The organism is Candidatus Magnetaquiglobus chichijimensis (genome assembly GCF_045865675.1).
GTDB classification, from domain to species: Bacteria; Pseudomonadota; Magnetococcia; order Magnetococcales; family Magnetaquicoccaceae; genus Magnetaquiglobus; species Magnetaquiglobus chichijimensis.
Genome location: NZ_BAAFGK010000005.1, coordinates 687201 through 700398, shown reverse-complemented (window position 1 = coordinate 700398; position 13198 = coordinate 687201). Strand labels below are relative to the sequence as shown.

Sequence of the window (13198 nt, the reverse complement as noted above, 5' to 3'; positions counted from 1 at the left end):
CCATGATGGGTACGGTTTAGGATGCGCAACCAAATTATACATCATAAATTTGTCTTGACTGGAGACGGCTGTTAGGATCAAGTATGAAGGTGAAGACTCATCCATCGTTTGGCTCCAGGGGGGAAAACATGCGCATCGCGACGATCCTGATGGGAATCCTGTTGGGAATGACGGGTTGCGTCTCCCTCGCGGATGCCCAGGAATTGCCCAAACTGCTCATCAGCGCGCCTGGCCCGCGCAACCTCTCCTACCTGCCCATCGATCTGATCCCGGTGATCGGCGCGGACCGCGAGGAGGGTGTCGATCTGGAGATCGTCTCCGTGGGCGGTGGCGGCGTGGCCCTCCAGAACCTGACCCAACGCAATGTCGATTTCGCCGTGGCCGGCGTGCCGGCGGCCATGTCGCTACGGGCCAACGGCGGTGACGTGGTGGTGGTGGCCCCGGTGGATGACGCGCCGCTCTTCGTGCTCATGGTCCGTTCGGGTCTGGCCGGACAGGTGAAACGGATCGCGGATCTCAAGGGCAAGGTGATCGGGGTCAACACCAGCACCAAAACCAGCAAAACCACCTCGCAGCAACTCATGGAACTCCTGCTGCGCTCCGACGGCGTGCCGCTGGACGCGGTGCGCATCGTGCCGGCGGGTCAGAGCTGGGTGGAACAATCCTCGCTGCTCAAATCCGCCACCGCCGACGCGGTGATGGGCGACGAACCGTTCGCCTCGCGTCTGCTGGCCGATGGCAAGGTGTTCTTTCTGGCCAATCTGGCCGAACCGGCCACCCTCGGATCCCTCAAGGAGGCCAATTTCCTGCACGCCGCGCTCGAAACCCGCTCCGAGGTGATTGCCCAGGATCCGAAAAAGGTGGCCAAAATGGTGCGCATGCTCAAAAAAAGCCTCGCCTGGATCACCACCCACCCCGCCGCCGAAATCGTGGAAAAACTCAAGATCGCCGACGAGGCGGAGCGAGACGCGCTGCAACGGGCCTTGGAGAGATATCCGCACGCCTTCAAGGGGGATGGTCGCTTTTCGACCGAACAACTGCGCAACACGGAAGCCTTCTTTCACAAATCCATGCCCAACGATCCCAAATCGCTCTCCCAGACCATCGAATCGATGGTCGATGACCGCTGGGCAGGCAGAGCCCCGTGAATCACGCCATCGGCAGGCAGGCGGCCCTCCGACTCATCGTCAGTCTCGGACTGCTGGTGGGCCTGATCGCCCTGACCACGGTGTTCATCTATCAACACGCCCTGGCCAAGGCCGCCGAAGAGCGCGCGGACGATCAGGAGCGCTTCTACCGCGCCCGCCTGGCCCAGGTGGAACGGGAGTGGGAGCTGCATACCCAGGATTTCAGGACCCGCCTGGAATTGACCCGCCTCCTGGAGCGGGATGAGACCCCCTCCGGAGAGACGCTCGACCTGCTCAACGCCTTCATCACCGTCCAGAGCGCGGAGCGGCGCTTTCACTATCTGGTGATCGTGAATCGTCACGACCGCATCCTGTTCGATTTCGGCAGCATGACGCCACGCGGCAATCCTCTTCCCGAAGGGGAGGAGAGCGGATACTTCAGGGACCAGGAACTGGACATGCTGTTCCGAGTGCTGCAGACACCGATCTGGCTCGGCGAACGCCAGGGGACCGGTCGGCTGGCACTCTTTTACCGTCTGGACAACGCCCTTCTTTATCGAATCGGCGCGCCGGGCCTGACCCTGGGATTGACCCATCACGATCGCGCCGTGGCCAGTTCGGCAGGCAACCACGATCTGGAACGGCTCAACCAGGGCGAACAGACATCCGAGTCCCGGCAACGCAGTCTGCCCTGGTCCGGGACAAAAGGGGATCCGGTGCATCTGGTGATCGAAGCGCCGGTCAAACCCCTCTTCTCCAATCTCGAACTCTCCCTGGGGATGAGCCTGATCCCGGTGGTCGATGGTCTGATCCTCTGGTTCACCCTCGGCTTCTGGCTGCTGCGTCAGACCGGACGGATCACCCTGCTCGAACGGGCGGTGGGCCTGTTCACCGAAAAGCGCCGCCTGACCTCCGAGTTGACGCACCAGCTGGACAAGGCCGAAACCGGCCACAACGACGAGATCACCGCCGTGGCCGGGGCGATTCGCAACATGGCCACCGCCATCTCCAACCGCGAACAGGCCCTGATGGATGCCGCCAGGGAGCTGGAACAGGCCCGACGAAGCGCCGAGTCGGCCAATCTGGCCAAAAGCGAATTCCTGGCCACCATGAGCCATGAAATCCGCACCCCGATGAATGCCATCATCGGCATGGCGGATCTGCTGTCCGAAACCAGACTCGATCCCGAACAGCGCTCGTTCGTCAAGGTGTTCCAACAGGCGAGCAACACCCTGCTCGAACTGATCAACGACATCCTGGATCTTTCCAAGGTGGAGGCCGGTCAGTTCAATCTGGACCGGATCCCCTTCGATCTGCCGGATCTGGTCGAAGGGGTGATGCTGATTTTCGATACCCGTGCCCGCGAGAAGGGGGTTCAACTGGAGTGGGTGATCGCGCCGGACGTGCCGGAACATCTGCTGGGCGATCCCAAGCGGTTGCGGCAGATTCTGGTCAATCTCATCGGCAACGCGATCAAGTTCACGCCGGCAGGCCGGATCCTGGTGGTGGTGACCACCCTGGGCGGGCAGAGCGAACGGGTCTGTCTGCACTTTTCGGTGGCCGACACCGGCATCGGCATCGATCAGGAGAAACTTACCCAGGTTTTCGAACCCTTCACCCAGGCCGACTCCTCGGTGACGCGCCGTTTCGGCGGCACCGGCCTGGGGTTGACCATCAGCAACCGCCTGGTGCGCCTGATGGAGGGGACGATGCACGTCACCAGCAAGCTCCACGAAGGGAGCACCTTCAGTTTCACAGTGCTCCTGGAACGCCACGCCCTGCCGATGATTCAACCTCCCAGCGGCGAACCCGCGCCGTTGACCGGCACGCGCATTCTGCTCATGGATGACAACCGCGCCAACATCCGCATCTACCGGGAGATTCTCGAACATGCCGGCTGCGAGGTGGATGTCACCGCCCAGATGGAAGAGGTCGCGGAACGGATCATCGGACGCGGCGGAGGTTCCAGACCGTATCAACTGCTGCTGCTCGACTATCATCTGCCCGAGGCCAATGGTCTGCAACTGATCGAACGGTTGCGCGCCAGCGAGGAGACCGCCGGGATCCCCATCGTGCTGCTCACCTCCGACGATCGCGCCCACGTCTGTCGTGAGGCCCAGCGGCACGGCGTGCATCTGCTGGTCAAGCCGGTGCCGCGCAAGGGGTTGCTCGCCGCCTTGCAGACGGTGATGGAACCATTCCGGTCACCCGCCGCCGCCCAAACCACCCCGATTCCCGCGCTCGAAACCACCCCGGACTCGCCCTCTGGATCGCTCCCGGACTCCCCCGCGCCGCATGAAAGGGGCTGGTCGATTCTGCTGGCCGAGGATGCCGCGGACAACGTGATGCTCATCGAGGCCTTTCTGCAAGCGACCCCGCATCGGCTGACCGTGGTGGACAACGGAGAGGAGGCGGTGCGCCGGGTTCGGGAGGAGCGCTTCGACGTGATTCTCATGGACATGCGCATGCCGCTTCTGGACGGCTACGAGGCAACCCGGCGGATACGCGCCTGGGAACGGGAGAGTCCCGGCACACCGCACCATCGGATCATCGCCATGACCGCCCATGCCCTGGCCGACGACGAAGCCCGCTGTCTGAAGGCGGGTTGCGACGCCTATCTGGCCAAACCTCTGCGCAAGTCGGTGCTGCTGGAAGCACTGAGCTAACCCGCACGCCGCGCCTGTCCGTGGACCTTGGTTGCCAAACCGCACCCATTTTTTGGGCGCGTCCTTTCCCGCAACGCCTCTGTGCACAATACGAGCGTCGTTTCCAAAAAACGGAAACAACGCTCGCGTAGGCGGCGCGCGGCGCCTTTTTCGCAAAAGACGCGAAATCCGCAAGGCCTCTGTGCAAAATGCGAGCGTCGTTTCCAAAAAACGGAAACGACGCTCGCGCAGGCGGCGCGCGGCGCCTTTTTCGCAAAAGACGCGAAAAAGGCTTCTTTGTAAAGAGCGCGCTAAAGTCAAAAGATAAAAACACAAAATCAAAACCCTGAGAGAAGAATCTCTCAGACTCTCTCTTTTTTTTCAATAGTAGGACTGCGGAGACTTATCCCCACGTCTGAGCAACGCCAGGGCATAAAGCTCCGAGGCGGGACGACCGGAGCGGGCCGCGACCCCGCGGGCCGCCTCCTTGACTCCCACTCCCCGACCCAACGCCTCGTCCAGCCACTGGCCAATCTCCTCGTCACCTGGAGGCGAGAAAACCGCCCCCTCGAGCAGCACCACGATCTCGCCGCGCGGCGGCTCGGCCTGGAACCAGGCCGACAGCTCGGCGACGGTGCCGCGATGGTAGGTCTCGTAGATCTTGGTCAGCTCCCGGGCCACGATCGCCCCCCGCTCCCCCGCGCCCAGGGCCGTCAGTTCCGCCAGGGTGGCGGCCAACCGTTGCGGGGACTCGAAAAAGCTCACCGTCCGCGTTTCGCGCAGCAACGACTCCAAACGCGCGCGCCGTTCCGCCCCCTTGCGCGGCAAAAACCCCTCGAACACGAACCGCTCCCCGGGCAGACCGCTCCCCGAGATCGCCGTGGTCAGCGCCGAGGCGCCCGGCAGGGCCTCGACCGGCACCATCTCCCGCACCGCCCGCACCAGCGCGCCGCCCGGATCGCTGATCCCCGGCGTGCCGGCATCGGATACCAGAGCCAGACGCGCCCCACCGATCAGGGCCGCGCGAATCCCCGGAATCAACCGCTCGGCGTTGTGGTCGTCGAAGTGGCTGACCGGAGTGCGAATGGCGTGATGATCCAACAGGATGCGGGTGCGCCGGGTATCCTCGGCGAGAATCCGTTCCACCTCGCCCAGCAGGCGCAACGCGCGCAGGGTGATATCTTCCAGGTTGCCGATCGGCGTGGGGACGATGTACAATCGACCCGTGGATGACGCTTGCTCTTTCATGGATCACGACCCCGAAATGACCGTTCCGCCGCCTGTTTCAACCCGCTCCGTCACGCGCCTCCGACCGCTCTTCACGCGATGGATGCTCGTGATCCCGATTCTTCTCGCCTGCACCGCGCTTCCGCATGCCACCGCCGGGGAGTCCCCCTGGGAGCGGATGATCGAGGAGAGTCTAAGCGCCCCGGAACCGGAACGCGGCAAGCCGGCCCCGATCGTCAAGACCCTGCCTGCTCCGGGCAGTCCGGAGCAATTGCGCGAACTGTTGCTGGCCCTCGAGCCTCGCGATCGTCACGAGTTGGAGGCCCTGCTCGCCCGACACGGCGGCACCCTCGCGCCGTTCGTGCGACTGATCCTCGGGGATCGTCTGGCCGCCGACGGCGCGGAGAAGGAGGCCCAGGCCAACTGGCAGAAGGCCGCCCTCGTGCCTTTGCTCAAGGAGGAGGCCCAGCGGCGTCTGGCCAACGACGGACGCGCCACCCCGGATGGGATCGTGGCCGGGTTGATGGTGCCGATGAGCGGTCCTTCGGCGGCGATGGGCAACACCCTGGTGATGGCGGCCCGCAAGGCCATGGCCGATCACCGGGATGTCAATCTGCAACTCGAGGTGGCCGACAGCGGCGGCAATGCCGCCGGCGCCAAGGCGGCGGTGGAGTCGCTGGTCAAACGCGGCGCCCAGGTGATTCTCGGGCCGGTTTTCCACCCCGAGGCCATGGCCGCCGCCAAGGCCGCCAAGGCCGCCAACGTGCCGATCATCCCCTTCAATCCCCGCGCCGAGATCCTTTCGGTGGGCGGTGCGGTTCAGCTCAACGCCTTCCATCCCGATGCCCAGGCCCGTGTCATGGCACGGTACGCCATTTCGGAGGCCAAGGTCAAACGAATCGCCATTCTGGCCGCAGATTCGGAGTACGGTCAACTTCAGGCCCAGACCTTTGCCAACGAGGTGGTCGCCCTGGGGGGAATCATCACCCATTCGGTGCTCTTTCCGGACAACGAGACCGATTTTTCCAATGCGCTCAAGATGCTGGTCAGTCAGGAGCCCGACGCGCTCAAGAGTCGTCTGGCCGCGGCCCGTTCCGCCATGTTGCTCGACCCCCTCGACCGTCCCCCGCCGCGCACCGAAAAGGAGCTGGAGCCAGTACGTGCCTTCGATGCGTTGTTCCTGCCCACCTCGGCCAAGCAGGCCCGGCTGATCGCGCCGCAGGCGGCGTTGTTCAACATCCGCGCGCCGGAGACCCTGTTTCTCGGCACCTCGCTCTGGAACCGTCCGGAGTTGTTGGAGGAGGCCGATTCCTTGAGTCGCGCGGTTTTTTGCGACATCGACATGGATGCCCGCGAGCAGTTCACCACCCTGCACAAAAAGCTTCTCGGCACGGCCCCGGTGCCGGCTCTTTCCATGCTCACCTATGACGCGGTGGCCATTCTGGCGCAACTGGCGCGCGATCAGCGTCTTGGCGGTTTGGAGTGGCAGCAGGGTTTGACCCGCGAGAGCGGTTTTCACGGCAGTGCCGGCACGGTTCATTTCCATGCCGACGGTGTAAGCGAGCGATATTATCACGTCTACCGTGTCGAAGAGAAGAAGATCGTCCCCCTTGCCACCCCTCCGCAGACCGGCGCGCCGGATCCGAACCGTTCCCCCCTGGCGCCGCGCGGCGAGTTTCTCCCTGCCGCCGAGGAGGTTGTCATTCGCGATCATGAGTCCGACTCCCCGGTTCCGGCTGGGGATTCCGTCACCGTTCCATTGCCTTCAACCAAGGAGTGACCGACATGTCCGCCATTCCCTCCGTCTCATCCGAGCACACCTGGTCCATGCGCAAGCCCTTGAGTTCGGTGTTGCATGGTCAGAAGCAGAAGGCCGATCCGCGTCATTCGGTGTTGAACGAGGCCAAGCGTTCCGAGCAGGCGAGCCGTCTGGAGGAGAAGCAGGCCCGGATACGCACGCCGCGCGAGTCTGCCAATGCGGCCAAGGCCGGGCCGTTTGCCCAGGAGGTTTCGAGCAATCCGAGGGAGACGGCCAATGCGTTGCGGGTATCGCCGGAGGCGATCAACGACCTGCGCGAGGCGAGGCGCGAGGCGGAGAGGCCTGCGGAGGAGCCGACCCCGGCGCGTGAGCGGCGGGTGGATGTGTATGTCTGAGAAGAGAGGCGGAAGAGGAGGAGGATGGGGATGGATGGATCAATCAGATGAGGTGAGGTGAGAGTCTTATAACTGTTACGGGGGACGGGGGGCCGAAGGTCCCCGGCGGGGGCGGGGCAGCGCCCCGCGACTTTTCCTTTGACTCTGTTCTTCAACTCTTTTTTATTCTTTATTCTTTACCTCTTCTTTATCCTTGAAACTCTGTTCTTGAGACTCTGTTTCTTTGTCCTTTGATTTTAGCGCGCTCTACAAAAAAGCGTTTTTTTCGCGTCTTTTGCGAAAAAAACGCTGCGCGCCGCCTTGGCTGCGGGAACGTTTCGCGCTTTTGGCGAAACGTTCCCGCGAACATGGCCCTCAAACTGGCCGCTTCCGGCGACTCGTATCCGAACGGCGCGCGTTTGCGCGATTTATTCGAAGAGGCGCGAACAATCGTGTATCGTGAAAAGCGGTCGAAAAAGAGTCATAGAAGTCCAACACAAAGTCGTGGGGCGCTGCCCCACCCCCCGCCGTGGGCGATCATCGCCCCCGGTCCCCCGTGAACGTGTGCCATGAAATCAACCACCGCAACCATTCCCCCCGCCGCCGCCCGATCCCCCGACCCTCTCGCCAACGCCACCCTCTGTACCCAGTGCGGCTACTGCCTGCCTGTCTGCCCGACCTATTGGAGCGACAACGACGAAACCGAATCCCCCCGAGGCCGGATCTCGCTGCTGCTGGCTCTGCGCGACGGCACTCTCAGCATGGACGAGGCTGCCGCTCCCCTCTCCCACTGTCTGCTCTGCCGCGCCTGCCAGACCGCCTGCCCGGCCAAGGTCAAACCCGCCAAACTGATCGGACATCTGCGCGCCAAGCACCCGGTGCCAACCTCGTTCACGGGCCGCTGGTTCCACCGCATCACCGATCACCCGCGCCACACCCGCCTGCTGGCCAAACTGATCGGCTGGTATCAATCCTCGGGTCTGCAACGCCTGGTACGCGCCTCGCGCCTGCTGCATGGGATCCCACCGTTGCGCCGACTGGAAAACCTGCTCCCCGAACCCACCCCCACCCCTCCACCCGCCTGGCCCCCCGCCGCGCCCGATAAACCACGCGTGGCCCTGGTACAAGGGTGCATGAGCCGGCTGTTTTTTCCCAATGCCGGTCCAGCCACGGCCAATCTCCTCCACCTGACCGACTGCAATGTGGTTCGTCTCGAGAATTTCGGCTGCTGCGGCGCGCCCTACCGGGAATCCGGGAACCGGCAAGCGTTTTTGCGCCAGGCCAGAGCCACCTTGAAGGCTCTGGCCACCCTCGAACCTCTGGAGGCGATCGTCAGCGACAGCGCCATTTGCCTGGTCACCCTCAAAGGCTATGCCCGCTCCCTGGGACACGATCCGGAACTGGGCGAAATCGCCAAACGGGTCGCGGAAAAAAGCATCGACCTGTCCAGTTTCCTGGCCCCGCGCCTGAAAGCACGCGGGATTCTCTTCACTGCCACGGAGACGCGGACGTTCACCTACCATGACCATTGCCAAAGTCGTCATGGCATGGGTATACTGACGCAACCCAGAGTATTGCTTGAGATGCTGCCCGGGACGCACCGCGAACTGACGCCGGAAGGCACCCCGGCACTCTGCTGCGGGGCTGGTGGCGAATACCTGTTGCGCGAGCCGGAACGGTCCGATCGAATCCGCGACGCCAAACTCCAGGCCATCGCCCGCGTTGGCGTCGATGTGGTGGCGGCCAGCAATCCGGGCTGCATCCTGCACCTGGGGGCCGGCTTGCGGGAGATCGATGCACCGGTTCAGGTCCGTCACCTGGCCGAGCTTCTCTGGGAAGCCCATCCAAAACCAAACGAGACCGAAAGAGAGAGACCATGAAATACCGTCACCCCCTGATCTTGATCCTGCTCATGCTGATCGGACTGGCCGTGGCCGTGCCTCCCATCGATGCCGAGGCCGCCCGTTTCGGCGGCGGCAGCTCCTCCGGGTCGCGCGGATCGAAAAGCTTCTCCACCCCGCGCGAGGCCACCACCCGTCCCGAGTTCTCCCACACCACCCCCAGCCCGGCCATGGCCGCGCCCGCCTCGCGCCCCTCCGGATTCGGATCGGGCCTGATGGGCGGCATCGCCGGCTTCGCCCTCGGCGGCTTGATCGGCTCCATGCTCTTCGGCGGCGCGGGCGGCGGCATCGGTCTGCTGGAGATCCTCCTGATCGGCGGCATCATCTGGTTCGTGATGCGTCGCCTGGGCTCCCGCAGCGCGCCTCGCATGCCCCAACCCATGCCGATGCCGACACCCGATCCCGTGCCGGCCCAAGGCCGCATTTCCCTGGAAAAACAGCCGCAAGCGTCCCAGGGATTCCAGTTCCAGGGCAGCCAGCCCACCGGATCGTTCACCTTCGGTCAGCCCACCGACGAGGTGACCCAGGGGCTGACGCAGATCGCCAGCATGGATCCGGGCTTCAACGAGGCCCAATTCCTGGGAGGCGCCAAAAGCGCCTTCCAAATGATCCAAGGCGCCTGGAGCGACTGGAGCATTGACCGATTGCGTCCGCTGCTCACCGAGCGCATGTGGTCCCTGGTCGAACACCAGGCACGCGACCGCCAGAACGCCGGACGCCGCGACATCATCGAAAAAATCCGCTTCCAGACCGCCGAAATCTCCGAGGCGTGGCAGGAGGCCGGCGAGGATTGGCTCACCGTCCACTTCGTGGTGGAGATGGTGGAGTACGAAACCGATGTGGCGGGCAAGGTGCTCAACGGCGATCCCAACCGCCCGGTGCGGGTCGAAGAGTACTGGACCTTCTGCCGCCCGGTGGGCAGCCGCAATCCCAACTGGTTCCTCTCGGCCATCCAACAACCCGGCGAAGTGGCCAGAAGCGTGCCGTGACCTGGCCTCGTGACATTTTCGGATCGTTGCGCATGGCACGATACCTCCTGGCGATCCTTCTGGTCGGCTGGGTGGCCGCCTGTTCGGGGCCCGCACCGGAGAAGAAAATCACCGAGGAGAACAGCCTGACCCTAGTCCCCTGGAGTCAGGTCGCCAAGGCGATCCATCAGGACAGCGACCTGGCCTCGTGGGCCGACGCCCTCGAGGCCAGCGCCGGGTATTACGCCTCCATTCCCCCGGAAACCATGGTCCGCTTCGGACCGCGTCAGTTCAGCGCCGAAACCATGGTCGAAGCGTGCAAGGATCTTGCCCGCTCGGCACGCTCCATGGAATCGACCGCCCTGTTGAAACATCTCGAAACCAACTACCTGCTGCTGCGCTCCGTGGGCAGCGACCAGCAGGGCGACGTGCTGGTCACCGCCTACTTCGAACCGCTGCTGCGCGGCTCCCTCACCCAGACCAAAACCTTCGCCCATCCGATCTACCGCCGCCCGCGCAACCTGGTCGAGGTGGATCTGTCCGAATGGTCGCCGGAGTTCAAGGACAAACGCATCATCGGACGCATCGACAAGGGACGTCTGCGCCCCTACTACGACCGGGCCCGCATCGATCAGGAGAAGGTGCTCAAGGGAGGCAATCTGGAGCTGGCCTGGGTGGACGACCCCATCGATCTGTTTTTTCTGCACATCCAGGGGTCGGGTCGCGTCCAACTCCCGGACGGCTCCACCTTGAGGGTCGGCTACGCCGCCACCAACGGCCAACCCTATCGCTCCATCGGCGCGCTGCTCATCGAGGAGAACCAGATCTCCAAGGAGAACATGAGCATGCCCGCCCTGCGCCAATGGTTGAAGGATAACCCCAAACAGCGCGATCGGGTTCTGAACGCCAACCCATCCTATGTCTTCTTCCGCAAGCTCGAAGGCGGCCCGTTCGGCAACATCGGCGTGCCGTTGACCGGCGAACGCTCCATGGCCACCGATGCCACCCTCTTTCCCAAGGGCGCGCCCGGTCTGCTCCACGTCACCTTGCCGGAAATCAACACCGATGGCTCGGTCTCCACCTGGCAACCCACGCTGCGCTTCACGGTCAACCAGGATACCGGTGGCGCCATCCGTGGCCCAGGCCGGGTCGATTACTTCATGGGCTTCGGCGAACGCGCGATGCAGATCGCCGGCATCATGAAACAACGCGCCTCCTCGCTCTACTTCATCGCCCCGCGTCCTCCAGACGAACCGCGTCCCGGTTTCTTCGCCCGTATCCGCGAATTTTTCTCGTTTGGTCAACCATGAGCCACGCCGCATCCCATCGGTTCACCCGCCAGATGTTGTGGCTGCTCATCCTGCTGTTCGCGCCGCTCCCCGCCCTCGCAGAGAGCTACTACCAACCCTATCTGGGCATCAGCTCCGGCTTCGGTCGCTGGAACACCACCATCCACTGGGTCTACAACCCCACCAACGCGCCACCCCTCTTCCAGGACAGCGCCAAGGTGGTCGCCATGCTCCAGGAGACGATGGCCGAGTGGGAAGGGGCGTGCGGGGTCAAATTCAGCTACGCCGGCACCGATGCCACCATCCAGGATATCAGCACCGATCAGAAGGTGTCGGTCATCTGGGGCAACGCCAACGGCGCCGCCGCCTACGCCGGCCCCTCACGCAACAGCTGGACCTCCTCGAACGACAGCTCGGACCGGGCCCTGGGATATGATCCCTATACGGACGGCAGCGTGGTGATCTCCAACACCCTCGACTGGAGCCAGGATGGCAATCTCTCCACCACCCAGGCGGAACGGAGCTTCAAACGGGTCATCCTGCACGAAATCGGCCATCTGATCGGCCTCGGCCACTCGGACAACCCGGTGTCGCTGATGTACGCCAACCCCTACAACGAGATCTCGCACCTGATGGCGGACGACAAGGCGGCTGCCCTGGCCCTGTACGGCCCGTCCGCAAACCCGACCACCGCGGCAACCTATTCGCCACCCACGGCGACGGTCAACCTGTTCACGGGAAGCAAGCTGACCAAAAGCGCGGCATCCGGTGCGCAAAGCGACCTGACAACCGCCATCACCAACGCGACCGCAGACACCGATTATCTTTGGTTGTATATTGATTATCAATGGTATACCGCCAAAGCGGTCGAGATCATCGTGGTCGATCCCTACGGCTACACCATTCAGGAGAAAACCGGCAACCTCAATTGCACCAACACAGGAGGGGGCGGGTACTCGTGTTCGGGCGCCTACCAGGGGATCGGCTATGCGGGCGCCCTCAAGAAAGTTCCGGGCACCTACAAGGTGTATGTGCTCGACAACAACCAGGTGGCCGCCAGCCACACCTTCACGGTCTCCTCCGACCCCGCCTGGAACAAACCACCCAGCGCCACCCTCTCCTTCGACAAAACCTCCGGCCTCGCCCCCCTCACGGTCTCCGGCACGGTGCAGGCCACGGACCCGGAGAACAACGCCATCTCCGTCACCTGGCACATCCCCGGCGTGGGCGCCCGGACGGTCTCCAATTTTACCGGATCGGCCAGCCAGTCGATGCTTTTCACCACGCCGGGACAGTACGTGATCCATGTGGCGCTCAACGACAACAGCGCGCGCTACACCGGCGCTTCCCTCGACTACGGTTCCACCAGCGACGCCGGCGAGGGTCCGCGTCTGGTGCTGCGTCAGGTGATCACCGTCACCGATTCGACCTCGGTGACCACCTCGAAGCTGGACGTGGACCAGGATGGCAGCGTCTCCTCGTCGGATGGTCTGATGATCTTAAGGCGCCTCACCGGTGCCGACGTCATCGTCAACGATCTGGGCATCGCCGAATCGCGCAACGACACCATCCGCGCCATCATCGACGCCCTGACCGCCGACAAAACCCTCGACGTGGATCAGAGCGGTACGGTCACCTCCTCGGATGGTCTGCTGATCCTGCGGCGCCTCACCGGTGGAGATGTGCTGATCAACGATCTGGGCATCGCCGAATCGGGCAACGTCACCATCCGTGGCCTCATCGATCAGTTGTCGGGAAAATAAGCAAACCGCAACGTCACGATTCAAAACCACCTTTACTTAAGTTATCACGCTGGCTTCACAAAGATCCAGAACCCCATGGGGGCCCTGGATCTCCATGCATCTGCGAAGCTGTTTGGCCCTTGCCAAACAGCCTCTGACCAACCAT

At 63.4% G+C, this 13198-nt stretch carries 9 protein-coding genes; 8 read left to right on the top strand and 1 reads right to left on the bottom strand.

Going from position 1 to position 13198, the window contains the following annotated elements:
- Positions 1–128: 128 nt before the first annotated feature.
- Positions 129–1148, top strand: a complete 1020-nt coding sequence (locus ACOY6C_RS16725) for an ABC transporter substrate-binding protein (RefSeq protein WP_420906659.1) — start codon at positions 129–131, stop codon at positions 1146–1148.
- A complete protein-coding gene (locus ACOY6C_RS16720) occupies positions 1145–3793 on the top strand; it encodes a response regulator (protein WP_420906658.1) in 2649 nt (882 codons plus the stop codon). The genes ACOY6C_RS16725 and ACOY6C_RS16720 overlap by 4 nt, the downstream gene beginning before the upstream one ends.
- Positions 3794–4153: 360 nt before the next feature.
- Here ACOY6C_RS16720 and rsmI read toward each other — a convergent pair whose 3' ends face one another.
- Positions 4154–5020, bottom strand: coding sequence for a 16S rRNA (cytidine(1402)-2'-O)-methyltransferase (gene rsmI / locus ACOY6C_RS16715; RefSeq protein ID WP_420906657.1), 867 nt, complete (start codon positions 5018–5020; stop codon positions 4154–4156).
- Positions 5021–5108: 88 nt separating this feature from the next.
- Here rsmI and ACOY6C_RS16710 point away from each other — a divergent pair, with 88 nt between their 5' ends.
- The 6 genes from ACOY6C_RS16710 (at position 5109) to ACOY6C_RS16685 (ending at position 13053) form a co-directional block, all read left to right on the top strand.
- The gene (locus ACOY6C_RS16710; protein ID WP_420906656.1) at positions 5109–6779 is read left to right on the top strand and encodes a penicillin-binding protein activator; all 1671 of its coding nucleotides are present in this window, start codon (positions 5109–5111) and stop codon (positions 6777–6779) included.
- A gap of 5 nt (positions 6780–6784) precedes the next feature.
- Complete coding sequence (locus ACOY6C_RS16705; RefSeq protein WP_420906655.1) at positions 6785–7153, top strand: hypothetical protein; 369 nt, start codon at positions 6785–6787, stop codon at positions 7151–7153.
- A gap of 548 nt (positions 7154–7701) precedes the next feature.
- Positions 7702–9012, top strand: a complete 1311-nt coding sequence (locus tag ACOY6C_RS16700; RefSeq protein ID WP_420906654.1) for a (Fe-S)-binding protein — start codon at positions 7702–7704, stop codon at positions 9010–9012.
- Positions 9009–10022: a Tim44 domain-containing protein gene (locus ACOY6C_RS16695; RefSeq protein ID WP_420906653.1), complete on the top strand. Its 1014-nt coding sequence runs from the start codon at positions 9009–9011 to the stop codon at positions 10020–10022. The genes ACOY6C_RS16700 and ACOY6C_RS16695 overlap by 4 nt, the downstream gene beginning before the upstream one ends.
- Before the next feature lie 32 nt (positions 10023–10054).
- Positions 10055–11311: a murein transglycosylase A gene (mltA, locus tag ACOY6C_RS16690; protein WP_420906652.1), complete on the top strand. Its 1257-nt coding sequence runs from the start codon at positions 10055–10057 to the stop codon at positions 11309–11311.
- Positions 11308–13053 (top strand): matrixin family metalloprotease, encoded by a 1746-nt coding sequence (locus ACOY6C_RS16685; RefSeq protein WP_420906651.1) that lies wholly within the window; start codon positions 11308–11310, stop codon positions 13051–13053. Before mltA ends, ACOY6C_RS16685 begins: the two co-directional genes overlap by 4 nt.
- The last annotated feature ends 145 nt before the right edge of the window (positions 13054–13198 follow it).

Coding starts and splice junctions, on each gene's coding strand:
- ACOY6C_RS16725 (WP_420906659.1), top strand. CDS start 129: ATGCGCATCGCGACGATCCTGATGGGAATCCTGTTGGGAATGACGGGT.
- rsmI (WP_420906657.1), bottom strand. CDS start 5,020: ATGAAAGAGCAAGCGTCATCCACGGGTCGATTGTACATCGTCCCCACG.
- ACOY6C_RS16705 (WP_420906655.1), top strand. CDS start 6,785: ATGTCCGCCATTCCCTCCGTCTCATCCGAGCACACCTGGTCCATGCGC.
- ACOY6C_RS16700 (WP_420906654.1), top strand. CDS start 7,702: ATGAAATCAACCACCGCAACCATTCCCCCCGCCGCCGCCCGATCCCCC.
- ACOY6C_RS16695 (WP_420906653.1), top strand. CDS start 9,009: ATGAAATACCGTCACCCCCTGATCTTGATCCTGCTCATGCTGATCGGA.
- mltA (WP_420906652.1), top strand. CDS start 10,055: ATGGCACGATACCTCCTGGCGATCCTTCTGGTCGGCTGGGTGGCCGCC.
- ACOY6C_RS16685 (WP_420906651.1), top strand. CDS start 11,308: ATGAGCCACGCCGCATCCCATCGGTTCACCCGCCAGATGTTGTGGCTG.